Source organism: Acinetobacter sp. CAU_H_S139_7, assembly GCF_058599305.1.
Genome location: NZ_CM178651.1, coordinates 2,362,911 through 2,389,282 on the forward strand (window position 1 = coordinate 2,362,911; position 26,372 = coordinate 2,389,282).

General features: G+C 36.6%; 16 protein-coding genes and 1 pseudogene. 4 read left to right on the forward strand and 13 right to left on the reverse strand.

From position 1 onward, the window contains the following. Positions 1 to 128: 128 nt before the first annotated feature. From msrA to istB, 3 genes are all read right to left on the reverse strand, one after another. Positions 129 to 668: a peptide-methionine (S)-S-oxide reductase MsrA gene (gene msrA, locus AC4MC0_RS11620; RefSeq protein WP_003464967.1), complete on the reverse strand. Its 540-nt coding sequence runs from the start codon at positions 666 to 668 to the stop codon at positions 129 to 131. Between the two features lies 1 nt (position 669). Next, positions 670 to 1,113 carry a peptide-methionine (R)-S-oxide reductase MsrB gene (msrB, locus tag AC4MC0_RS11625; RefSeq protein ID WP_003464965.1) on the reverse strand — a complete coding sequence of 148 codons (444 nt, stop codon included), beginning with the start codon at positions 1,111 to 1,113 and terminating at the stop codon, positions 670 to 672. A gap of 520 nt (positions 1,114 to 1,633) precedes the next feature. Continuing rightward, positions 1,634 to 2,392 (reverse strand): IS21-like element ISPst3 family helper ATPase IstB, encoded by a 759-nt coding sequence (gene istB, locus AC4MC0_RS11630; RefSeq protein ID WP_074964445.1) that lies wholly within the window; start codon positions 2,390 to 2,392, stop codon positions 1,634 to 1,636. A gap of 90 nt (positions 2,393 to 2,482) precedes the next feature. Between istB and AC4MC0_RS11635 the strand changes: the two genes are divergently transcribed. Next, positions 2,483 to 3,648, forward strand: a protein-coding gene (locus tag AC4MC0_RS11635; protein ID WP_085944217.1) for an IS3-like element ISAba22 family transposase whose coding sequence is annotated in 2 segments (ribosomal slippage) — positions 2,483 to 2,741 and positions 2,741 to 3,648 — 1,167 coding nt in all. Because the reading frame shifts where the segments join, the coding sequence is not laid out codon by codon here. Between the two features lie 78 nt (positions 3,649 to 3,726). Beyond that, positions 3,727 to 5,079 carry a glutathione-disulfide reductase gene (gene gorA / locus AC4MC0_RS11640; RefSeq protein ID WP_002122354.1) on the forward strand — a complete coding sequence of 451 codons (1,353 nt, stop codon included), beginning with the start codon at positions 3,727 to 3,729 and terminating at the stop codon, positions 5,077 to 5,079. Between the two features lie 195 nt (positions 5,080 to 5,274). On the opposite strand, the gene AC4MC0_RS11645 is transcribed toward gorA, so the two are convergent. From AC4MC0_RS11645 to AC4MC0_RS11675, 7 genes and pseudogenes are all read right to left on the reverse strand, one after another. After that, positions 5,275 to 6,207: an IS5-like element ISAba12 family transposase gene (locus AC4MC0_RS11645; protein WP_002114401.1), complete on the reverse strand. Its 933-nt coding sequence runs from the start codon at positions 6,205 to 6,207 to the stop codon at positions 5,275 to 5,277. Positions 6,208 to 6,269: 62 nt separating this feature from the next. After that, positions 6,270 to 7,928 (reverse strand): annotated as a pseudogene (locus tag AC4MC0_RS11650) (DNA methyltransferase); the annotation flags it as partial. Between the two features lie 852 nt (positions 7,929 to 8,780). Continuing rightward, positions 8,781 to 9,347 (reverse strand): hypothetical protein, encoded by a 567-nt coding sequence (locus AC4MC0_RS11655; RefSeq protein WP_149931862.1) that lies wholly within the window; start codon positions 9,345 to 9,347, stop codon positions 8,781 to 8,783. 2 nt (positions 9,348 to 9,349) lie between these two features. Beyond that, positions 9,350 to 10,084: a phage replication initiator YdaU family protein gene (locus AC4MC0_RS11660; protein ID WP_149931863.1), complete on the reverse strand. Its 735-nt coding sequence runs from the start codon at positions 10,082 to 10,084 to the stop codon at positions 9,350 to 9,352. 337 nt (positions 10,085 to 10,421) lie between these two features. Further along, on the reverse strand, positions 10,422 to 16,475 hold the full coding sequence (locus tag AC4MC0_RS11665; protein ID WP_491887079.1) for an ATP-binding protein: 6,054 nt from the start codon (positions 16,473 to 16,475) through the stop codon (positions 10,422 to 10,424). A 192-nt stretch (positions 16,476 to 16,667) separates the two neighbouring features. Continuing rightward, the gene (locus AC4MC0_RS11670) at positions 16,668 to 17,351 is read right to left on the reverse strand and encodes a metallophosphoesterase (RefSeq protein ID WP_149931823.1); all 684 of its coding nucleotides are present in this window, start codon (positions 17,349 to 17,351) and stop codon (positions 16,668 to 16,670) included. A 111-nt stretch (positions 17,352 to 17,462) separates the two neighbouring features. Then, the gene (locus AC4MC0_RS11675) at positions 17,463 to 17,807 is read right to left on the reverse strand and encodes a helix-turn-helix transcriptional regulator (protein ID WP_149931824.1); all 345 of its coding nucleotides are present in this window, start codon (positions 17,805 to 17,807) and stop codon (positions 17,463 to 17,465) included. A 588-nt stretch (positions 17,808 to 18,395) separates the two neighbouring features. On the opposite strand from AC4MC0_RS11675, the gene AC4MC0_RS11680 reads away from it, so the two are divergent. Beyond that, the gene (locus AC4MC0_RS11680) at positions 18,396 to 18,761 is read left to right on the forward strand and encodes a hypothetical protein (protein ID WP_149931825.1); all 366 of its coding nucleotides are present in this window, start codon (positions 18,396 to 18,398) and stop codon (positions 18,759 to 18,761) included. A gap of 19 nt (positions 18,762 to 18,780) precedes the next feature. After that, a complete protein-coding gene (locus AC4MC0_RS11685) occupies positions 18,781 to 19,539 on the forward strand; it encodes a hypothetical protein (protein ID WP_491887080.1) in 759 nt (252 codons plus the stop codon). Positions 19,540 to 19,747: 208 nt separating this feature from the next. Here AC4MC0_RS11685 and AC4MC0_RS11690 read toward each other — a convergent pair whose 3' ends face one another. The 3 genes from AC4MC0_RS11690 to mobC form a co-directional block, all read right to left on the reverse strand. Then, positions 19,748 to 21,499: a hypothetical protein gene (locus AC4MC0_RS11690; RefSeq protein ID WP_149931827.1), complete on the reverse strand. Its 1,752-nt coding sequence runs from the start codon at positions 21,497 to 21,499 to the stop codon at positions 19,748 to 19,750. A 191-nt stretch (positions 21,500 to 21,690) separates the two neighbouring features. Further along, on the reverse strand, positions 21,691 to 24,132 hold the full coding sequence (locus AC4MC0_RS11695; protein WP_149931828.1) for a relaxase/mobilization nuclease domain-containing protein: 2,442 nt from the start codon (positions 24,130 to 24,132) through the stop codon (positions 21,691 to 21,693). Then, complete coding sequence (gene mobC / locus AC4MC0_RS11700) at positions 24,132 to 24,662, reverse strand: plasmid mobilization relaxosome protein MobC (RefSeq protein ID WP_149931829.1); 531 nt, start codon at positions 24,660 to 24,662, stop codon at positions 24,132 to 24,134. Before mobC ends, AC4MC0_RS11695 begins: the two co-directional genes overlap by 1 nt. Between the last annotated feature and the right edge of the window lie 1,710 nt (positions 24,663 to 26,372).

Consider the following 26,372-nt stretch of genomic DNA (forward strand, 5'->3'; position numbering starts at 1 on the left):
CTGGTGTTGCGATGGCGACTGACTGGAACGAGCCGTCACTCTGAAGTAGGGTTCGATGACCGCGTCGCTGAACGACGCGGTCACGAAGATTGCGGACCGGACCGGCGCAGTGGCAACGGCAGTGAAGCCTATTCCGCCGCGGTCCCGGCCGCTGGCTGTACGTCGTCAACCTTTTGGCGCTTCGGAAGCACCCAGCCGGGACGGACGAAGTGGCAGGTGTAGCCGCCCGGGCGCTTCTCCAGATAATCCTGGTGATCGGGCTCGGCCTCCCAGAACTCGCCGACCGGCTGGACCTCGGTCACCACTTTGCCATCCCACAGCCCCGAGGCATCCACATCGGCGATCGTATCCTCGGCGACGCGCTTCTGCTCCTCGTCGACATAATAGATGCCCGACCGGTAGGAGAGCCCACGATCATTGCCCTGGCGGTTCAGCGTCGTCGGATCGTGGATCTGGAAGAAGAATTCCAGGATGTTCCGGTAGCTCGTCACTGTCGGGTCGAAGACAATCTCGATCCCCTCGGCATGCGTGCCGTGATTACGATACGTGGCGTTCGGAATATCGCCGCCCGTGTAACCCACACGGGTCGAGATGATGCCGGGCCGCTTGCGGATCAGATCCTGCATGCCCCAGAAACATCCTCCTGCGAGAACAGCGCGCTGATGCATGTTAAGCCTCCTCTACTTGATCGAGATATTCACCGTATCCCTCGGACTCCATCTCGTCGCGCGGGATGAAGCGAAGGGACGCTGAGTTGATGCAGTACCGCAGACCGCCGCGGTCGGAAGGACCATCGGGGAACACATGGCCGAGATGACTGTCTGCGTGTACTGACCTGACCTCCGTCCGGACCATGCCGTGTGCGCTGTCCCGCACCTCGTTCACGTTTGCCGAAACGATCGGCTTGGTGAAGCTGGGCCAGCCAGTACCCGAATCGAACTTGTCCGTCGAAGCGAACAGTGGCTCTCCCGACACTATGTCGACGTAGATGCCAGGCTCCTTGTTGTCGTTGTACTCGCCCGTGAAGGGCCTTTCGGTGCCCGCCTCCTGGGTAATTCGGTGTTGCTCGGGAGTCAGGTGGTCGATTGCTGTCTGTGACTTTTCAAACTTCATTACAGTCTCCAATACTTATCTAGAGGGCCAGGCACGCTACCGCTAATTTTTTATGTCTCCTGATTTGCTCCTACAATGGTAGTGGGATGGCAAACGAGGTTTTACTAAGTGTTGGAAAATTAGAGATTTAAATTTCGCGTCTATTAATTCTAGCGCAACTGAGTGGTTAAGCAAGTACGTAATCAGTAAATATTAAAAAAATAACACAAAAGCACGATTATATAATACAGTGTCAGTGTTTTATGATAATCAACAACGCCTGTTTAGATGCTGGTAGATGCGAATTTTTTGGCGTACAGTCAAAATTTTCTGATGGTTGCTTAGTGTGTTGGCGCTGATGGAAAATTGACCCACCCTGCCGATTGAAATTTGACCCAGGGCGGATTGCTGATTTTGTTACCAGCAACTGTGGATAAGTCTACCAGCGCAGCTGCTGTTGCCCCCACTCCTTCGCTAGCCCAGTTCAGTTGTTTAAGACCTGCCACACGCAGCCATGTAGCAGGCCGTCGTCGCCATGAAATCAGAACGGCTCATCGTCCTCCGGTTCCTGGCCGCCCTTACGCTTTCGCTCCCGTGATTTGATCTTGGCCTGGGCCGCCAAGCTACTGTGTTGCAGGCGATAGGACTCGTTACCGGTTTCGACGATGTGGCAGTGGTGGGTCAGCCGATCCAGCAGGGCGGTGGTCATCTTGGCGTCGCCGAACACGCTCGACCATTCGGCGAAGCTCAGGTTGGTGGTGATCACCACGCTGGTGTGTTCGTACAGCTTGGATAGCAGGTGAAACAGCAACGCACCGCCGGCCTGGCTGAAGGGCAGATAACCCAGTTCGTCGAGGATGACCAGATCCATGCGCAGCAGAGCTTGGGCGATCCGCCCGGCTTTGCCGTCGTGCTTTTCGCGCTCCAGCAGATTGACCAGATCGACCGTGGAGTAGAAGCGCACGCGCTTGCCGTGCCGGGTGATGCCGGACACGGCCAGCGCAGTGGCCAGGTGGGTTTTACCGGTGCCAGGCCCACCGATCAGCACCACGTTCTGCGCGGTGTCGGTAAAGGCCAGACTGGCCAGTTCGCTGATCAAACGAGCGTCTGCGCTGGAGGCGCTGAAGTCGAAGCCGGCCAGGTCGCGGTGCATCGGCAGCTTGGCCATGTTCATCTGGTGGCTCACCGAGCGCATGGCGCGATCTGTGTGCTCTTGTTCCAGCAGGTGTTCGAGCAGCCACTTGGACGAGGCTGTGTTCGACTCACCCTGCGCAGTCAACTCCGCCCAGGCCGTGGCCATGCCGTGCAGGCGCAGCTCCTTGAGTGATGTGTGCTGAAAAAACAGGAGGTTTTAACTTGGTAAACTAAACACACTCATCAGGAGTTTACCATGAGCAAGAAACACAAGACTTACACCACAGAATTTAAAGCTGAAGCCATCAAATTAATTGAAGCCAATCAAGGCAATGTCTCGGAAACAGCTAGACAACTTAGCATTTCAATGCAAACTCTTTCAAATTGGAATACCAAAGCAAAGGCTGGAACTTTAGCAGGTACAAAACAGTATTCACCTGATCTAAACGCTCTACTCGAAGAAAATAAAAAACTCAAACAACAGCTCAAAATAGCTGAAATGGAACGTGAATTTTTAAAAAAGGCAGCAGCGTACTTTGCCAAAGAAAGTCAGTAAGGTACGCCTATATGAAACAAAAAAGATATTCTTTTCCAATTACCTTAATGGCTCGATTACTTCATGTTTCAGTTTCATGTTTTTATGATTGGCTCAAGAGAGGCGTGAGCAAAAGAACGATTCAACGAAATCAACAGACGATATTGGTGAAAATAGCCCATGAGGAGACAAGGCAGAGCTATGGTTATATTCGATTAACCAAATACTTACAAGCTCAGGGCATAAAAATGAGTATGTACGCTGTACGTCAGATAAAAGCGCTGAACCACCTGTATTGTAAGCGACACAAGCGTTTTAAAAGGACTACGAATAGTGACCATAATCGAGCGATCTATGAAAACCTGCTGGAGCAACAATTCTCAATGACTAGACCAAATCAAGCATGGTCAAGTGATATTACGTACATATGGACTGTTGAAGGATGGCTGTACTTAGCAGCGGTAAAAGACCTTTACACGAAACAAGTGGTTGGCTATAGCTTAAATGAGCGCATGACAGCACAGCTTGTTTGTAATGCGCTAAATATGGCTATTCACAATCAAAAACCAACCAAAGAACTGATTGTGCATTCAGACAGAGGAAGTCAATATTGCAGCCATGAATATCGAAATATACTTGAGCAATATGGTTTTCAAGGTTCAATGAGCAAGCGCGGAGACTGTTACGATAATGCACCGATTGAAAGCTTTTGGGGAATACTGAAAAATGAGTTAGTGCATCATTACAACTATCAAACCAGAGAAGAAGCCAAAGCAGATATTATAAAATACATTGAATTATTTTATAATCATCGAAGAATTCAAAAGGGTTTGGGTTTTAAGACACCAAATCAAATGGCCGAAGACTTTTATAAGTTGGCTGCCTAGAATCTCCCAAGGGAAAGTCTCCTGATAATTCAGCGTATATCATTAACTTTTTAAATCTAAAAAACAGGAATTTCATTTATGTCTAAACACTATGATTATATTGCGATTGGCGGAGGCAGTGGCGGTATTGCATCAGTCAATCGTGCTGCCATGTATGGTAAGAAATGTGCACTGATAGAAATGGGTGATATTGGTGGAACCTGTGTCAACGTAGGATGTGTTCCTAAAAAAGTGATGTGGTATTCAGCTCAAATTGCCGATGCGATTCATAAATATGGTCCTGACTATGGCTTTAATACAGAATTGAAATCCTTTAACTGGAAGAAATTAGTTGAAAACAGACAAGCCTATATCAGCCGAATACATACATCGTATGACACAGGACTAGCTAAAAATAATGTTGATGTCATTCGAGGTTTTGCAAAATTTTTAGATGCTCAAACAATTGAAGTAAATGGTGAAACGTACACAGCTGACCATATTTTAATTGCTACGGGGACTCAAGCATTCAAACCTGAAATTGAAGGTGCTGAATATGGTATTGATTCCAATGGTTTCTTCGGATTAGAACACTTACCGAAGCGGACTGCTATTGTTGGTTCTGGCTATATTGCTGTGGAATTGGCAGGTGTTCTTAATGCATTGGGTTCGAATGTACAATTATTTATTCGTAAACATCAGCCTTTGCGTGGATTAGATCATTTCCTTGGTAAAACACTATTAGAGAATATGCGCAGTGAAAATATTAACGTGCATACTCATAGTCAGATTAACAAAGTGACTAAAGTTCAAGATAACTCACTTGTATTACACCTAGAAGATGGTACAGAACATAGTGTAGATTGCTTGATTTGGGCAATTGGTAGAAAACCTGCAACTGAAGCGATCAATCTTAATAAGACTCAAGTTCAATTGAACGAGAATCGCTTTATTCATGTTGATGCATATCAAAATACAACACAGTCTGGCATTTATGCAGTGGGTGATATTACAGGTAAAGTCGAGTTAACACCTGTTGCTGTGGCAGCGGGTCGAAGACTGTCTGAACGTTTATTTAACAATAAGCCAAATGAACATTTAGATTATGAAAATATTCCGACTGTGGTGTTTAGTCACCCACCTATTGGAACAGTTGGATTAACCGAAGATCAAGCCATAGAAAAATTTGGTAAAGATGCCATCAAAATTTATAGTTCTTCCTTTACATCCATGTATACAGCGATAACAGAACATCGACAACTCACAAAAATGAAATTAATTTGTGTAGGAACTGATGAGAAAGTGGTCGGAATTCATGGTATTGGATACGGTATGGATGAAATTCTGCAAGGCTTTGCTGTTGCTTTAAAAATGGGAGCAACTAAAAAAGACTTCGATAACACTTTAGCAATTCATCCGACTTCTGCTGAAGAATTCGTCACAATGCGTTAATCATTGATCATCTAAAAGAGCATTTATTTATATATTTGCTCTTATTTTTATATTCTATATCCAAATTATGAACTTTCAACAACTTAGAATTATTAGAGAACTCACTCAACATAATCTCAATTTATCACAAACAGCACATGCTCGGCTTTGTTGCACAAAGATTTGAAATGCAAAGCGCCCCTAATTGAGCCAAATTTAAGGCGTAACTTGGGTAAGTGGTCGACCTAATTCCGTAAATCTGTTAAGGACTGCTACACGTGCATGGATCTCATTCACTTGGCTATCAAAACTCCTTGCACTGAGTTTATCTCCTAATAATTTGATGCAATGCATCTTAGTTTCAACCAAACTTCGCCGATGATAGCCTGACCATTTTTTCCATAGTGTCCTGCCTAAACGTTTAATTGTTCGAAGTAATTCATTTCGCTCTAGCGAGCTACTCTTTGTATCTTTCCATGGTTTCGCATTTTTTCTAGGTGGAATCACCGCATGCGCTTGCCGATCTGCAATGACCTGACGGCATTGCTTGGTGTCATAAGCTCCATCGGTATAAACAGAGTTAATCCGCTCATCTTGTGGAATCTGATTAAGTAAATCACCAAGCACCTGTGAATCACTGACATTATTGGTTGTAAGCTGAACTGCTCGTATTTGCAGGGTTTTAGCATCTATACCAATATGAAGTTTACGCCATTGGCGACGATATTCAGGTCCATGTTTCTTGCGTTTCCATTCGCCCTCACCTAGAAACTTCATGCCTGTAGAGTCCATGAGTAGATGCAGCCCATCGCTACTTTTTTGGTAGCTGATTACAATATCAATATGCTTTTGTCTTCTACAAAGCGTGGTGTAATCTGGAGCTATCCAATTTAATCCGCAAAGTTTAATCAGACTTTGCACAAAGCCAGTGACCATACGTAAAGACAGACGGAATAAGGATTTAATCATTAAGCAGCATTGGATGGCTGCGTCGGAGTAGGTTTGATTTCGCCCTTGTTTGCCTTTTGATGGCGCATACCATTGCGTAGCAGGATCAAACCAAATGGCAATATTTCCGCGACTCATGAGTGCTCGGTTATATGCGGGCCAATTGGTTGTGCGGTAGATTTTGTGTGTAGGCTTCTTCATTTGAAAATTATATCGCTGAAAAACCCTTTACAGATAGGTTTGTGCAACAAAGCCACTCCTAGTTGAAATAATTTTGGCCAAAGCATAGATACTTGACTGCCTTGACAAATAGAATTTGTAGTAACAAATGCAATTTTTTGTGTGCTATGTATGTATTGAGAGGCTTTATAAAACCAACAAGCGATGTAATCTAAATTTTTATAGTCATTCTGATTTCTAAAAACTATTTCCATATCCTCTCGTTGAAGATCAGTATGATTCCGTTGACCTAAATAAGGGGGATTTCCTAGAAGATAAATTTCTGAATTGATACTATTTGGGCAGATACTATTCCAATCAATTCTATTAGAGTTAGCACAAATAATATTGCCAGATTGCTTCAATGGCAAACTAGGTACTACTTCACCAAATTCAACCTTAAAGGATGAATTCATCTGATGTTCAGCCAACCATAATGACAAAATTGCTATTTCATGAGCAAAATCATCAACTTCTATACCATAGAACTGCGATACCTGAATCACTGAAAATGGTTTTGAAAATTGACCTGTTTTTTCTAATTCTAACTCTTGAATACGTTTCAGAAGCTCCATTTCAAATTTACGAAGCTCTTTATATGCAATGATCAGGAAGTTACCTGAACCGCAGGCAGGGTCAAAAATTTTAAGTTGTCCTAACCGTTGCTGTAATTTTAGTAGCTTATTAACACTATCTTGATTTTTCTCTAATTCTTCATACAAATCATTTAAGAATAATGGTTCAATCACCTTCATAATATTGGGAACAGAAGTGTAATGCTGTCCCATCGTGCTACGCTGTTCAGTATGAACAACCGCTTGGAACATAGAACCAAAAATATCAGGGTTAATATCAGACCAATCCAGCTCTGCACCACACTCAATTAAAATCCTACGTGATTTGCGTGTGAATTTTGGAACTTGAATATCATCTTTAAACAAACCACCATTTACATAAGGAAAATCTGCTAGGTAATCAGGTAAATCTGCTTCACGATCTTCAGATGATCGGTTTAAAACTTTAAACAATCGACCAATTAAAGCTGATAAATCTAATCCATCTTCATTACTCTTTGATATTGCCGAAGTAAACTGTTTGTCCTTGAAAATTTCAGTATCTTCAGCAAAATAACAAAATAACAGTCGAGATAAGAAAATATTAAGGTGATGTAAGTTTTCTTTATTGTTTAAATCATCTTCATCGAAATTATCAGCTTTAATTTCGTCAAATAGTTTTGCTAATTTTTCAGCAGCCTTAACATCCGCAGGGTTTTCGCCTTGATATACAGCTTTCTCCATCCCCGCCCATGGCAAGAAGAAATCAAATTTTTTAGCTAAATCATTAAAAGGAACATCCAATGTATCTTGTATTTTAGTATCTACAGCTAAAAGAGTTTTAAAGTCAGTCACGATCAAGAAGCGAATCTTATTGCTTTCAGTTCGCTTCTCACATTTCATTTGGTCAATTAGACCGTGTAAATCATGCTGTTTCGCAATTTTGAAGTATATTTGGCGCTTCCAAAAAACCGTGTTTTCCTTATCTTCAGCTAAATTACGCTCACCATTACGCACTCGTCCAATAGTTTGGCTACGATGTCCATAAGCTAAAAGCAATTCATAGATAAAGTCTTGCTTATTTAGCTCATCTTGAGCAATTTTATGGATAAGATGTTTAACATTTTCTTCGATTTGGACGATATTCATTTGTATAGGTGACCGTATTAAAGCTAATAATTAGTTCAAGGAAACAATAAGTTATTTAAACCATCGAATTTTAAACATGCGACATATATTGTCGCATATTGCATATATAAGTTTCTGTGTCAAAAAAGAAATTAATCTGTCTGTCATCGATCAATTTGTAATAGGCCTTTATTTAGCTTTTCACGAGATATCCCATGTTTATAAGCGTTGTACTGCCAAACAACAAACTGTTCTAATAGGGCAGCATTTTCTCTATCCAACCGCTCAACCTCACGGGTCAAGCGTGCGATACGCTGAGCTGCAACTGAAAGAGTTGCTGGAATCTTTAAATCCTTGACATCATTCTTATCTCGCTCTTTAGCTAGTTTCTAAGCTCCAGCAACTCGACTAAACTTATGCAAGGTTTGTCTAGTAGGCTTAAAACCTATAGCTCCAACACAAGCTACACAGAGAGCTTCCCAAGTCAAACTACCATCCCATCCATCACATAGCTCTATGATGCTCTCAATATCATTATCAGTCAGATGACGTGATTTTTTTCCCACTATTAATCCTCTGTTAATAAACGTGCTCTATCAAGAAAAGCTTCATTATCTTCGATTTTACATGCTCGAGCATCTATTGCTCTTTTTATGGGACTGTACTCCTGAGAGTTATGAAGCTTAATTACAGAGCCATTGGGTACTCCCGAGTCTTTTAGGATGCAAAGTAATTCTTCAGCTCTTTGTAGTGTCATTTTTGTATGCTCATAAGCACCTCGTTAATTAGCCATTTTATCCAACTAAAAGGTGTCTACAAAATTGGTGGCTATTCATTCATCCTTTAGCAAATTATTAAATTGATGGATTCTTATCACCTACACGATTTTTTCAAAATTGCTGCTAAGTCTTCTCTTACTTTGTCAGGCATACTTACTCTATTGTGACTAGTATCTATTGATATCCTTTTTTTTGAATTAACAGGCCTCTCCCAATATTTTGGATACAAATATGAACTTCTCTGTTTTTCCACAGCTTTTGCATATAAATCCATAAAAGTACTTCTTGCAATATATAAATATTCTTGATTATGAATAGTTTTAACTCTCTCCATTACTTCATAAGTAACTAGCTGAATCTTATGAATAATATTTTTCTCATAGTTTAATACATCCTCCCAAGCTTCAATCGGAGACTGCCAAACCCCTGCACTTTCACAAAGCTTTCGAAAGCCTCCAAAATTTACCAGTTTTTGTTCCTTACACAACCGTGAAATTCCATATTGGATTTCCTCTTCGAGAAGACCATCTATTGTCTCTATCATGAATTGAATAAGCTCATCTTTGGATCTATTTGCATACATTTGATTAAACTCTTTAACGTTAAGAGCCGACATAGTATTAAGAATTTTTTTAGCAAGAATTAAGTGAGTATTTTGCATTATTAAAAAATCCAATTCTGAGACTGTTTAACATTACTAACATATGGATTTTTTCTTATGCTTATGACATTTGGATATCCCCCTTCAATTGCTCTAATCAAAGACTCATTCGCTTGATCACCAAAACTTTCCAGTTTCAGTAATGTATACTTAGCACTTGTTAGAATAAGTGGTTGACCAATTTCATTTCTCATTGAAACAAAATCATTCCATAAATTTTGATCAACATTTGACGGTAGTACTAATACTTCTAAGAAATTTGAAGTTTTTATATTTTTATAATCTTTAATATCTGTAATATCTTTATTTATGTCCAATTTTTTTACTGGTGCTAGTCTATTTATTTTACTAGCTTTGTCTGCTTTTTGGACTGGTACAAATTTTAGACTATCCTGTTTTTCCTTAATACTTGTATTCGCAGATCTGTAATTTTCAAGTACTTTAATTAACTCATCTTCGGTTTTAAACGTATTTAAACAATAAGCCTTTCCATTTTTAGTTATCTTACCTACTCTAATCAATCTACACCCATCAAGCTCACTAAGTCCACGAAGTACCGTCGTGCGACTCTTACCTGTATCTGCTTGTAATTGCGTTAAAGAAATACAAGCTTCAAGCTTATGCCATCCTTCTGTACGTCTTACTATACAAATCAATATTTTAAATGCTGCATCTGTAAGATATCTCATTGCAATATCTACATAAATATTCAATACCTTAGTAAAACCTACTGTCATGTTCAGATCCTTTAATTAAAATTAAATTTAGGAGACCATAACAAATTTACTTTGCTTCATTTTCTAACCGTTGAGTTTTACGTTTTTTTTACAAAATCACACGATAGTTCAGCTCTTAAGACATGCTCTGTAATAGAAAAATAGTGAAAAAATCTTTAGGAAATCATCGATAATCCCTAGACTACTCCTAGTATCCTAGACAACCTCATTTTGCAGCTACCTCAAATGCTTTTGGGCTCATTCCGTCGAGATACGAATGGCGCCTAATCCTATTATTACTAAGATGGACAACTAAATAGCCCTTTATCACAATATTAGATGTAAAATTTTAATATTCCTAAATATCAATGCTCTGTATAAACTGAAAATTAACCAAACTTGAGTTGTACATTATGTTAAGTTTAGCAAATATTTCAGGATGTACTATTAGGTCCATACCTTTTAGTGTGTATGTCTCAGAGCTTATTTTCTCTTCACGTACTTCCCATGATCTCAATCTAAGAAACTCTTGTCCTTGAGAATCTTTTAAGCAAAGTTTCTCATTAAAATCTGCAGGCATATAATCAGGAGTAATTAATAACAGTTCAACAGGTGGAGTAAATATAAAGTTTCTGCCTAACATATCAGTGGAAATGGATACTCCAACTAGAGAAGTCAATCCCCCTCCAAAATGGATCATTATTCCACCATTTTTTGTCCACCATAAATTTTCAATACCGTCTTTTACTGGCATAAAATTATGAGGAAGACTAAATAATTGAGGTATTAATGAAAGCCCAGATATATTCTTAATCAACTTATTAGGTCTTGAAAAACTATGTTCTTCATTAATATATTGAGTTTCCATACAAGCTAACTGTACCCAATTTTCATACTTTGGATCATTCTTAACAATAGTAATAGGGCTTATTCCATTTGTTAGTTCATTTGGAAGAGGTAACGCTGGTCTTGTTACCCGACTTTGATAAATTCCTAAATGTGACTCTATGTTAGGTAACGTATGTAAAACAAACTCTTCTTCTGTTTCTAATGACCATAGGCCTTCTGCTTTTAAATATTGTTGAAGGGCTTGCCCACAATTGTTCAACTCTGCAATAAATAGTTCTTCTCTCCAAGTAAGTCCATCTACAGGAGGAGTAACATCTCTTGATCTACCATAAATGAGTTCAAAAGTTTCACTCATTAATTTCATATTGAAATTTTTCTTCAATTCTGCATCTAGAAAAGACTCTATTTCTGAAGGCAAACTAGGAACATATAAGCTTAAAGTTTCTAAGCTCTTAGTTGGGTCTAATTCCATAATATATGGATTAGGTAAATAGGTCTGAGAGCTGCTTGCAGAATAAACATTTATATTGTTATAAGCTTCATAACTTAGTCCTGCTCTATCTAATAAAGAACGGCTTATGACTTGGGCACCCCATATAGAAGAATTTGTATATATTTCTAATATATCCTTAATCCCTTTACTTAAAGTAAAAGGTTTATCTTCAAGGAAGAATATAATTTCTAAAATTAGCAGTAATGATGAGGTAGGCGTGCTATTACAAGCAAACCATGTTAATGGTTTAGATAAAAGATTAGGTAAATATTTTAAAATGCTAGTAAAACCTGTTAACGTTGCAAGTTTTCTAGATTTTCTGGGTTCAGATAATCTCAATAAAATTATTAAAATTAAGCTCTCATCTATATCATGTTCAATTGGATCAGAAGATCTATATTCAGCAAAATAATGAGAGATTTTAGTTAAAGTTAGACGATGTTCTATGACGCTAAAAGCCTCATGCCAACAATCAATTGCTTCAGTGTAATACCCCCAATCTCTCAATCTTTCGATCAAACTTTCAGTGATACCTGCACCGTAATCTGTATATTTTAATCTTCTTCCTAATTCTTCTGAAAATACCTTTGTTGTTAAATCCTCATTAAGACTTTTAGCAGTTAGTAATAAATTTTTCTGCTTAGAACCGCCAATACTGCTCCATCCTCCATTTCCTCTAGATTTCATATAAGCTAGAGTATAGGCAATAGCTGCTAAGTCTGAGAGTCCAGCATATTCAAGGCTTTGGGCTAGGCTAGCTAAAGGGTGATCTTCCGACCATGAAGAAACCTCACGGCCGTAGAAGAAGAGAATTCTTTCAGCATCATTTTTATTCCCCTCTATGCTTAGCTCTTGCAATTTATATGAAAGATAGACATTAAGTTTTTGATAATTTTTGTTCTTTGATTTTTCAATAAGCCTAATACATTTAATTATATCCCCAAGAGTGGCATCCTCTGGTGGATGTGGAACAATTTCAGGAGAAATATAATCAGAATTAACCTTAGAAAGTGAATCCCTTCGTGAATAACTAGTTGAGCTAGAAATTTTTGTGGGTTTTATCTTACATTTAATTGGATAACCAAAATTACTTGAAACTAACTCTAACTCTCTAATGGCATCTTCATTATATTTGTAAACATCATTAGAAACTTGGGCAGCCAATAAATGGAGTCTATTTTCTATAAATTGAGGATAGAGAGTATTTAATTTCAGTATGCATTCTAGACGTTCTTTTACTGCTATAAGACCATCATTTTCATATTCAATTTCAAAAGGTATTGTTTGCCATAAACTATCAAGTATTAACGGATTTGCTTGATCTAGTAGCTTATTAGCAACTAATTTAAGAGCCTCTATCGTTGGCCAACTTTCATGAAAGTTTTCCTCAATAATTGTTCTTGCTAACACATTTAAAGCAGCTTCAGGATCAATATCCAATAGCTCTTTGAACCAACGATTCGGTGTATGCTTAGTACTTCTACCATCTGTATGTCTTAATACAGAGGAAATTAATGGCTGTAATTTTTCTAAGGCTAATAAACACTCATTTTTAGATTTATGAGAGATTACAGAAACAGTATCAATTATCTCAAATAGGGTTATATCTTTTCTATAACCATAGCTAGTTAAATATATACCCACATCTTTCCACTCTTTATTAGCCTCGGTCTTATTATTCTCTAGAAGGATTTGAGTGTATTTTAACTTTAGTTCAGCATGTGTTGAGTAATATGTTCCATTACTCTCCACATGGTCTATTTCAGATTTTAAAGCTTCTAATATGTATCTATTGATATTCTCAAGCTTGGAATAAGGTTCAAGTAGATTAAAAATAACATCACTTGAAACAGGTCCATTAACTTCTCTATCAAGTCTTGTTGTGGTGTTTAAATTAACTTGTTTAAGTACTTCTAAAATATGTGCCCATTCATCCTCTGTTTTTACTAGCTTTAATCCTAACCCTATTGCATAGCTGATAGTCCCATGAATTGCATATAGATCACATGCTCTTGGTTTTCCAGCAAATGGATGGCTTTCTTCCAAAAGAATATTAAAAACTTCTTTAATATTATAATTTTCTGCTTTTTCTGCACAAAATACGTTGATAGCAAATTTTAACCAGCATCGATACCACCCCATACCTCGAATTCTTCTAAGTTCTCGGTTTAATACTTTATAAAGTTGATCGGAATGAGCTAATACCCTGATTGAAGCTACCCATAATTTCAAATTATTTTTTTTGGGATGGCCATCAAAACCTAAGTTTATAGAAAAAATTTTTCTTCCATCAATAACTAGATTATTTAAATTTATTCCATAATCTAATAATTGTGAAACCAGAATAGGTGACGTTGTGAGATTTAATGCACATTCAGCATATTCTCTCGCATAGGAGTGTGCATTTTGTTGATGATAGAAATCAGATAAGCCCCAATATAATCCATATGAAATTAATCTTTGATTCTCATAATTTCTAAATTTTTCAGCTAATTTTATTACCGTTTTAGTTAAATTATTCTTTAATAATCGGCATGCTAAACACTTAATAAAATAAACAGGAATATCTTGATTTCTTTTAAATTGATTTAAATATTTTAAAACTTTTCTTAATATTTTAAAGCCTAAACCTAGACTTAAGTAACCTTGTATTAATGCTAAGTTATTTTCTTCAGAAGTTTTTAACTGTGTTAAATGATCAAAGTAGTCAGGTGAATAAGTTCCATCCTCATAAGACATTTCAAGATTAACGTATTCTCTCCATGGAGCGATACCGCCCATATCATCAACAATCAAACACGCTTGCATGCCATTTAAATAATCTAATGTAGGTCGACCATCAAAAAGTAATCTTTCGGATAAAGCTTGATGACCAAAAAGCCTACCATATGTTAACCAATAATCTTTGCCTCCTAATCGCTCTTGTTCGTATGTATGAAGAGCCCGACGTAACTCATTACATCTAACTAATATGGCCCAATTTTGATCGTATGAAGCAATATTGGCTGTGATTGCAATATTATTTTGAATAGCATCTACAGTATGGCCATAATTAATACTTGTAGATACAAAATCAAATGAAACTAAGTCGTAAATTTCATTCGATTTATTTGCATTTTTTAAGGCAGATAATAAAAAACGATAGCTCTTAGCATTTTCATAGAAACCTTTATCCTTCATCCAATTAATCACTGGATCTAGAATATCTACTAAATTAACTCCTTGTTCTTTTAGCTCTTCTCTAATAAATCGTCGGAAACTTTCATGGAATACCCTAAGTCCACCTTGAGCTTCAATTTGGACAAATATAGGTTCAAATACCTTTAGGGCAGCGGATACATGACGTGCTAGGTGGCGAGGATACATTTCCTTTAATTCATCTTTAGTAATAGCAAATTCTATTACTGCGAATAAGTCTGCAACGAAACGACCTTCATCTGAAATTTTTTCATATAAATATTTGTAATAGACTTTAATATCACCATTAATAATTGGCAGTTGGTTTAACCAATCTTCAGGTTTTTCAGTCGGATTTTGTTTTAAATTAGAAATTATCCCTTTACATAAATACCTTGCATATAGAGGTATACTATTAGCTTTCTGGGCAACTAGACTAAAAATTTCATTATGATTTTCAATACCATGCTCTGAGAATAGAGTGTCTAATTCATGTAGCTTACATAGTTCAATTGTGTCTTGAAGAGTCCAATCAGGTATACAGTAAGTTAAAACATCATTTTCCCTTCGTTTTAAAATTGGGTCTAAGTGTTCTCCTGGTTGTGTACCTAATATAAGCTTTACCCCATTTGGGATATCTAAAGATGCTAGCCTTTCTATTATATCTGTTTCATTATCATTCAGATTAGATGATGCTGACTTAACTCTAGAAATATGATCTAAGCCATCAATAATTAAAATGACCTTTTCACTCCGAGAAGTTAATTCGTTTAAGGCATTTTCAAAATTTGAAAAATCTGCTGAAAGTCCAATCTTTGAACTAAATGGTGTTTTAATTGAATCTTGTAATTCAGCTAATAAGTTAGCAAAGAATACATCTGTAGTAACCCTTCTTTCAGATATTTCATCATTAGGGGATAAATAACAGTAATGTCGTGCAACAATTGCATCTTCTTTCAAAATTTCTGACAAATTCGTTAATTCCCATGACTTACCTGATCCAGGAGGGCCAATCAATATATGGAAATTCTTGTCGCTATCTAAATTTAAAATGTTTTTTCTAAAAATAGGCCGATCATAAAAGTACTTTTTATCTAATGGAAAAGCTTGTGAAACTCTGCCAAAATCTGTCCTTATTTCAAGGTGCTTAATAATCTCTTGAGTATCAAGTTTAGATTCATTAGCTCTTGCCCAAGTTGCAAGTCCAATAGCTAAGGCTGCAACATCCTCTACTTTACGCTCACTATTAGGGTATTGGCCAATCCCTATCTTCTCATGTAAGAGCGTTAATAATTCAGTTTCAACACGACTAGGTGAAAATAAATCACTTGATGCACGAGGTAGTTCAAGCTCGATAACAAATTTTTTACAAAACTCTATAAAGTCTGATCTATCAAAATCTGTTCGATTTTTTAGTGGCTTCCATAAAGGAGTCTGATTGTGGGGCCATATTTTTTCATAATCTAATTGGTATATTTTTGAATTAATAGTATCAAAAATAGGCTTTCCTGCTATCTCTATTAAACAGTCGTGATATTTATCGTCAATTAATGGAGCATTCCAAGTAGCACATAGGCGATACTCATCTGCTTTTTCAGTAGCTAATTTATTAGTTAAAATTAATCTATCAATGGTTAAGTTTGTACTCGTTCTATTAGTAAATTCAGAGAGAGCGAGTGACTTGTTAGCATCTGTACTATGTTTAATTTGAATTCTAGTTTTAAATCCATCTTTTTTTATAATTTGTAAGTCATCAAACCTATCATCATCTAATTGTTTCTTATCGACAGTCACTGAATCAAACTTGTCAATAATCCCTAATACAAAAAAATATGCAGTAATAATATCTTGATAACGATAACCAGCATGTGCTGGTTTAAGGTTTCCGCTCATATCCATCCTAATGATTTATTAACATCAATACATCATCCTAATAATTAAAAATAAATCTATATTATTAAGAGGCTAGCTAATTTTCCTATAAAAATGAGGAGTTATTTCACCATTTTTTATAAATCGAATATCATTTGTAATAACTTATATGATAATAGAAAAAATCTTTTTAAAGATAAAAGTGATTCCTCATTACTTAATTTTTACTATACACAATTTTTGAGTAAAGCTAGAACCAACATCAATGTAGTAGCAATTACTCAATCTTGTCATTTCTTTAACAATTGTATGCCCCAAATAAATGGCATCAATGCCTTCAACAACATCATAATCATTTGAAAGGTTTTTGATACGGCCTCGCCCCCATAATGCATTTTTATAAGCTGATGTCACGCCTGGGATAGAATAATCACCTTTAACCATATCTGCCTTAAAAGCATTCCAGTCATGAATATCTATATCTGCATGAACAATCCCAATTTTTTTGTCTTGGATCTGAATCTCTATCACAAGAGGTAAGACTTCAAAACTTTTTATAATTTCATGCCGTTGATGTGATGGCAATTGATAGAACCATTCACCGCCATTCCTTTCATGTAATTGTCTAAGCTTGAAATCATATAACCCTTTAATACACAACTCTTCGTGATTTCCACGCACCGTTTTGAACCATGGCTTTTTCAGTAATGAAATGCACTCTAAATTCTCTTTACCTTTGTCTACAAGATCACCCGTGCAGATCAATAAATCTTCATCAAAATTAAAGCCAATAAACTTAAGATGATTCATTAATAGCTGATAAGAACCATGTAAATCACCCACCACGTAGACTGATTTGAAAACTAATCCATCTATGCTCTGAACATGTTTCATCATGGCTGATCGTCACCTAATTGATTAAAGGCATTATGCTAATAGGAATTTAGCCAATCCAATAACTTAGAACTAGAAGTATCACAGAAATAAACCTGTAATCTTCACTGTATATCACCAATCCAATTCAGCCTTTGTCTCTTGAGTTTTAAATTTTTTATTATTACCTGAAGCTCTTTTACGAACTTTACCCTGAAGTTTAAGTAATTCGATTGGTGACAATGGCACCTCAGGTATTAAAACATTAAAATTATTCAGCATATTTAATGCACCTAAAATCGCTATTAAATCCGAAAGTTTAGCATTACCTTTTTCTGCGTTTAAGACTGTCCTTCTACTGATCCACGCTTTACTTGCCACTTCTGCTTGCGTCATATCCAGATTCAATCGAATGCGTTTTAAGCGCGCCCCTAAAACCGCAGCTATATATAATGGACTATCATTTTCTGAATACATCATTCTTCATCACTCTCAAGTATTTTTATAAATTTACGCATAAGAAATTCAAGTCGTTAAGTCCATATAATGCACATAAGTGCTTAATTTTGCCAGTTCTGTGCATTCTTTTGCACATAACAAAGTATGTATTTCAATAGAGCTCAAACGCGGCTGAATGATGGTGTCAATGAGAACTGATGCATTGGCTCAATTTGAGCTTTTCTTCTTTATAAATAAAATAAGAAATAGAATAATTAATATATTTAGTGTTTAACAAATTTTTAATACATTTAATTTTATTTTTCACATTTTACTAAGATTTATTGAGGCAGGCCTTGACGCCTATTTCATTACTGGATAACCTTATCTCAACACAGCAAAATCTGTGTTCGGGCGTGGAAACCTGATATCATCCAAGAGTGCAATTAAAGTCGCTTATGCGGCATTTTTTTTGCCTACTGTTACGCAGTCGTAATGGCAGCTTGACAGGGCAGCCTCGCGCTGGCCGTACTCTTGGAACGGTATTTCCACCCCTGTTACGCTGCCACCAAATACTCTATGTGGAAATGGAGTTGGTGGTATGTTCAATTAGACCGAGAGCATACGACTATGAATATTAAATTCAATAGTGCAAACCTTTGCACGCCAAAAAATCTTGCTAAACAACTTATTGTTGAAAGCGCTAAAATTCTAAATCACCAACAACGCCAAGCTTTGGTCGATATTTTTAAGACACTAGATCAAGCTGAAAAATCAGTACCTCAACCTATTCTCCCTCAGCGAGAAGCTGACCCAAGCTCTAAAAATCTGTCTGAAAATTTTGTTTATCAAGATGAATATGCTGAAAATGAATTCAATCAAGAATATTGGAGCGGTCAACATTGCGATTCACACAGCCAAGAGTATCCTGAAGATTGGGTAAAGCGAACGCAACAACGCCCTCGCCATACCACTTTTTCAAACTCTAATTATTAAGTTGTGAGTGAGAATGCTCATGACTAAAAAAACGAAGTTACTGGTACGTGGTGATTACCCACTTATTGCCTCTCCTACGCTTGCCAAAAGGTATGGAGTACCATCTGCAATGTTCTTGCAAAAACTACATTACTGCCTACAAAGCAGTGATGCAAAATGTATACAGCAGCAAAAATACTTTTATCATAGCTATGAACAGTGGGCTGATACCTTAGGAATCTACAGCGTATCGACTATTAAACGCATTGTCAGTAAGTTGAAAAATGCTGGAATCCTTATTGTTAAAAAATTGGCACAGAACAAGTGGCTTCAAACTAACTTTTATACAATTAACTACCGAAAGCTGAGTAACGTTGTAAAAGGCACTACGCAACCAAATCAAGCTGCAACGTCATCACAAGATGAATCTTCAACGAACAGCCCAATACAAGGAAATAGGTCTAAGCAACGTCATGCTTCCTCAGCATTATCTATTACAACTCCAAATATAACCAAATCTAGATCATCAAGTAACCCAGCACCCATAGGCCTACCTTCTCCATTATCCTCTGTTGCACAAGCCTCTGACTTAGAAGCGATGTCACCTGAGATACGAGGCTTATATCATCAGCTATTAAAAATGAAAGTTGATATTCATTATGATGATGCGAGGCTTGATGAATGGCTCAAACATAAGAATTTCATTGTTCAACAAGTCGCCTATCTTAAAGATCAGTTAGGACATTTAAAGATGCATTGGCATAGTCCAGAACAGCTCAACTTAAGAGTCAATTCGTGAGCTCAGCTAAAATAATTTGTGAAACATGTGATCATGGTTAGACGTCGAACATGATAAAACATTAAAAAAGCCCCATTCACTAGAATGGGGCTTTTAAAATCAACAAAAGGTATTAAAGAAAAAGAAGAAATCGAACAAAGTCTATTATTGTATTTTTAGACAATCTAAAAAATATTTCACTTATTTTATTTGGGGAAAAGTCGCTTTTCTATTCATCAAATAACTTTCTAATTATAAAATATATGGATCTAGCAAGATTATCTATAAGCTGCTGACCTTGTCTAAGATATGATAAGGAGTCATCAACTTCAGCTAATTTAATGGCATCAGTAATTTTAGATCCAGATATATGTGCATCGCCATTCCTCATATCATATATACCAGCAATTACTCCAAACATTTGATGAGCTTTATCCTCACCTACTTTATCCGCTAAAATGCTTTCGAAGAGCTTATTTGAGCCTAAATCATTTTTTAATTTATGATTAGAAAGCTGTTTAAGAGCTTTTTTATTTAAACGTTCCGAGAAAAAGCGAGTCAACTCTTTTGCCAATCTCAGTAGAGATGGCTGATCTTTGCTAGCAAATCGAGAAATATGCTTAAAGAAAGTGTCTGCATCAACTTTATGTGAAAAAAGTTCTAACTGATATTTTTCATAAAAATGCTGTTCTAATACCTCTGCCAATTCAAATAATATTACTTCTGGAGCATGGGTGTTAGCTGGATTAGCTTCTACTTGAGATAGCATTAATTCTGCTGATACTTTTCCATCAGGCACTACATTATGACCTAGCCAAACATGCTGTTCCCAAGGTTTTAATCGAGCAATATCATAAGCATATACTGTTATGTAATCAGCTACATTTAAGCCAAAATGTGTTCTATAACCTGAAGAAGAATTTATGGCTCCTGTTTCCTGTGTATACCAACTTAAAGAAAAACCTCTATAAGTAAGTAGTTCATTAATTACAGATGATCTAAACCAAAGCCAACGTCCAATGGACTCATTATTTAATTTATCAGAAGGTACTCTTTTTCCATCTGTTTCAATAATAAAGCTAGGTAAATCTTCATTTTTATCATTTCTTATTCTGGTGCTTTTCCCATTATGCATTATCCATTCATCTTTTAAAAACTCTCCCTCAACTCTTACACCATGGTATCCTCCTGTATAGCCCTCTGCTTGTTCATATTCTGTATTCCCATCATTTTCTTCTCCCATTACAGGGGCGTCTTCCTCATTATCTACATCTGTTCTCCCCACTCGCATAGATGCCCATGTACCCCCATAAACACTTTCAAGATCACGAATTAAAAGTTCAAATCTACCGCCCTCAATTTCATCATTTTTATTTTCAAGATCCTTGTAAGGGCTTGTTTCTAAACTTTCTACATTCTCAACTCTTTGTCGATAATATGAAATTCGCAGGTTCAGATTTCTAGCAGCAAGATAGTCTATTAAGAATTCTTTTTTAATTTCTATAAGTACATGATCATTATTTTCATTGAATACCTCCTTAATTACGGGAGTAAAATTTTCCAACGGACTGACCCAAATATCTCCCTCTTTCACTAGCTGTAGTGCCATGATTAAGTCAGGATTAATTATCCACTCACGCTTGTGGGTTAAAGGATGTGTATAGCTAAATACTAAATGAGTCCCTATAGGTTGTTTGTCATTATATTGATACTCTTCAACTGTTTTATAATATCCATCATCATAGGCATATGGAGTTGTCTCACAACCTATGCCTATGTCACTCCAACTTAAGCTGTCAGCTAAACTCATATGCTCTTCAGGAAAAGCAACTGTACCACACCCAAAGTAATCTTCAATGTATCCGATTTTTTGAATATCCCCATGAGTATTGTTCTGCGATGCTCTTAATGGTATCCAAGTTGCATTATTAAAAGACCTACGAATTTCTTTAGTCTGTAATATCCAATCTTTCTTACTCACCCGATTCCCCTTATAAATACGATTGAATTTTAAGATATTTTTGAATGAAAACTATTTTTTCACATATCTTTCTAACTCATTTTTCATTTGGTATAAATTTCTTATACTAAACGCACATATAAGCTCAAATATAGATATGCCATATAAGTTAGTAGCGGCAAAGCTGTGCCTTCCCGCCGCTAGCCCTTTGACTAAGAAAAATTATCATAGTCTGAGTTATATAGTCTGTCTGGTTGATGCCTTCTCTTGTCTAAATCAGGGTGGATTAATCCATCATCATCGAACATATTGTTTATCAGTATCCTTTCATGCTTGCCAAGCTTTTCCCTAAATGCTGCAACCAAACCCTTTACTTCCTGCTTAGCACTCTCATAGTGAACAGTTTCATCCTCTACAATTATTTCAAACTTAATTTGATCTAAGTGACCTTCAATTATTGTAGACAGTTTTTTAATTGTATTTAGTTCCTCAGCTTGCATAGTATTTAGCTTTATTTCGAGAAACTTAAAGCATTCATCAATACTGTAAATATACTCACCGAGGTATAGATCTATGTCCTCGTCAGATTTATTGGCATCACGATATTGATGAAAACAGCGTTCAGCTATTGATACAAAGCCCAATGCAGGTCTTAGTTCTAGCTCAGGGAAATTCTCTTGGATGCAGCTTAGCTCAGCACTCATGGTATTCAATGCACGCCTGCGCTTTGAGAGTTCTTTCGTACGTTCTAATTCTTGTTTAAATCGTTTAACGTTTTCAATACGTTGTTTACGCTCAGTTCGTTGTCTTGCAATGTTGACCAATCTACTGACTCCAATTGTTTCAACCCTTTCAGATATGGCCTTAAAACGCCATCTATTTCCTCTTGGATCAGGGGTCGCAGATAAGAGACTTTTAATAACATCTTCAAATGTGTTTCTAACTCTGATTTTAGTCTCTCTAAATATTCGATGAGCTCTTTCAATGAAATCTCTTTTTGCAGTTCCTCTTGATATAACTTGATGATCTTGCCCTGCTCGATTGACTTCGAATTCATATCTTTGAGTTTCTTGTTCATAAGAAAGTTTTCTTTCCTCATAAGCTCTTGATAGTCGTGCTGTAGCTTCTGCGAGTTCTCTAGTTCGTTGATGTAGGCTTTCTGCTCTTGGATCACATTTTGGTCTGTTTGAATTTCCCCGTCCTTTATTTTCAGTTTCAGTTCTAGATTTTGAACTGTCGCCTCTAACTGGGCAATCCGTTGGTTTTTTAAGATCTGTAATGGTGTATCTCTCATACTTAACTCCTTCCATTCGTGTAGATTTCTGATAATTAAGAGAATGCTTAATACTGTTAATTTCCCAATCAATTAGTAAACTCTTTGATATTGAAGATTCACTTGTTGTCTTGATTAAATTTCGCCCTAAATTTATTTGAGGCGTTGTTTGTTCAACTTCATCAAAGCTTGAAAATCTTTCTGCAACTAATTTTGAATTTAGCTCAACAATGGCATCAGTTTCATGCATGGATGTCGTTGTGTGTGTTTGATGTGGTAATACTTGATTTTTCTTAATTTTATCGATGGATAAGTTTTTAGGATCATATATCCTAGACATATCATCAGGACTAGATTCATCTTTAGGAATGAATCGGTTAAGCATTGAATTTATATTCAACTCCGAATCTAATATTTCTTGATCTATTGTTTGTCCTTTTAATCCTTTGGGTTGGTAATACTTATGGTTGTATTCAGCTCGCTTTGCCCGAACACGATGCATTTCTTTAAAACATTTTTCGGCTCTTTTTAAACGTTCTTCATTGGTTATTAACAGTTGTTCACTCTCACAGATTCCCTGCTTTAATCGTCTTTGATTTATTTGATAATCTTTAAATGAAAAATCCATTCCATAAAATTTTCCTCTTAGCCGATCTGTGTCGGTCGCATGTTTAAGTGAAATATAATCCTTGCCTTGTCTGTTCACTTTGCCCAAACGTTTTAGACAGCCAACAAGTTCTTCACGATTATTAATGTCACCCGAATTGATCAGGTTCAGAACATATCGATCAATAATCTTCAGCCGCTCATCTTTCGTCAATTTCTGATCAGTTAATCCATCTAAATTTGCTTTTACATCTTTAGCATCTTGGAAATGCAGATGTTGAGGCAACTCTTTCTGATTCAAATGTGTAACATCATCAGGTCGAATCCAATCATATTTGTAGTTAAAGTAATCACGTAACGGATCAAAATAATGACGATGACCAGGCGGAGCGACATTAAATGATTTTCCAGTTCTCAGCTCCATACGTGGTATTAGAATATGTAAATGTCCTGAACCATCATCTTCTCTATGCATGATGACAGTCATGTGATACTGATCTTGCTCAAGTCCAGCACCGATATGTTCTCGAAATCCAGAAACAACTTCACTGATTTGATCATCTGTCACCTGATCCTGCGGTGACCAGGCAATGACAACTGATGTATAACAATATTTAAATGAAGCACTTTCTGCCAGGGCAGAAAATGTGAAAGGATCTCCTTCTAATATTTCCACATCAGCTCGCTTATCTCCTTTATGATCAAGTTCGCCAAGTAAATAGGAGACTGCCCTCTTAGGATCACCAGTCCCAACTGGTAAAAACTTGATGATCATTATGTAAGCTCTACTTTTGCGACTGATCCTTGAGCTTTTGATCGTCTGTGTTCTGCGAGATTTTCTGAAAGGGTGTAGGTAGGGATCTCTGGTAAATATTTGTGAATCTGCTGTTGTATATCTGCTAGTACATCAAGACAATCTATAAAAGAAAACTGTTGCATAACATCTATTTGATAACCACAGATAATATTGAGCGAACGTGCAATCTGATTTACGTTATGCCCAATGCCTCCTAATTTTTTCAATAACTTAGGATCCATATCTGGAGCTGGACGACCAATAATATTAAATTTTTCCCTTCTCCGCTTCCTAATAGGTAAGTCAACAGCAACAATATTTTCTTCTGACGCCTCGAACTGAACGTTGTCAGTACACTGCCAGCCCAATCTGTTTAGTTCACTTTCAATTAAGTAATGAGTGAAATCAGTAAATGTTACTTTCCTCATCTCAAGATAGCTGTCTAACCTTCTTGCCTGCTCATCCTTAAAACGAAGTCGCTTAACAATTTTTCGTCGTGCTCTTGTCATTTATTCACCTCCATTGGAGTTGTATTGGAGGGGTCTTAGGGATCTCCCTAACAAGGCCCTGTTGCGTACCAGACAAAAATCGCGTAGCGATTTTTTCTGTAGCTACAGGTAGGCTTGCTTGATACCTTCCAGAATTAGAAAGATTTCCCCACCCCATACCCAATGATAAACAGATGTGAAAAAATAGATCTCCAACCGTCCTGATTCGCTGATTTTTGATGAAAAATGCGTTGAACTAATTAAATAAAAGGTGATGTGTAAGTAGATATGATTCACCCTACTTGAGCTTAATAGATGAATTAATAGCTTTTAGGCCTAACAGTTTGACTATTAAACAACTTATTTTTATTTTTTGAGTGTTAAAACATAAAAATGTGTTCTGAATAGTAAAACACATCTAATAAATAACGCTTACAACTCTATTAAAAAACTTTAAGATATTGATTTAGTCCAATTTAAATAGTGTTATGTAACATCGTATTTTCTGCTGAGTAACGTACAAAATTTTGCTGTGTAACGTTATTAAAATAATGAAGAAATTGGATGAAACGGACAGTTTTTTGCTGAGTAACGTACAGATTTGAACTGTGTCACATTATTTTAAATACTATGAATTTGAGAAAATAAATTATAGGTTTGACCTATTTATTGAATGAGGTACTAGCCTCTCATATTGAGTAAATATTAATAATCCAGATCATAGTTCAAGACTAACTTAGTAGAAATAAACATAAGAATTTGTTTCTTGAAGTTAAACCCTCACATTTACGAAATGAAAAGCCTCAAAGAAGGATGACTAAATATTACTGCAAATCTTTCACATCCAAATTGAGCTTAGACAATAACTTTTTTAATCATCGATACAGTCAAAGTAAAAAGTTAGTTAGCTAACCAGGAACAATATTATTTAAAAAAATAAACCGATTTTTTGATGTTTTCAACGAAATGAGTTTTGAAAAATTATGTTGTGCTATGTTCTTGTTATCAGCAGATATATCTAGACATATATCTATATGCAATAATTTTTATAGGACCGATAAAATTAATGAAACAAAGATTGGATCGTATTGCTCGAATGTCAGAAGAGCAACGTTTGAACTCAATTCATCAATTTTGGAATCTTCCTGAGGATGCCGTATTCTCACCCGAAGTCGTAGCGCTAGTATGCGATATGTCACTATCTTGGCTTCAGGCTAAACGCTGCCAAGGTAATGGTATTCCTTTTGTTAAAGTGGGACCGAGAAAAGTTGGGTACACAAAAAGAGATGTACTCGAATTTTTAAGTAAAAATAGGTATCTGAATACTTGCCAACCTAATTAGGGCTCTACTTAGTCAAAGGCCATACAGGCCTTTTTTTATTCTATAAAATGTATACCCAGTGTATACCTTGCTACAAAAAATACAGCTTAAATTCTATGTATACCCAGTGTATACTGTAAAAATGTTGTTTAAAATCGCCTCCTATTTTTAGATAGCGCTTAAACAAAAATATGTATGAAAATTAATTTGTTATGGGATTATTTTTATTGTTAAATACACTCTAATGTTGCTTAACTCATTCAACCAGCTTTGAACTCATCGGGTTCAGGGTAACGACACATGCAGCGGCATCTTCGGAGTACTTTATTTATTTTAATAACAATAACTTAAAACAAATATACATCTCACCTTTCTCATTTGAATCCGCATAAATCATCAAAAGTAGGCAT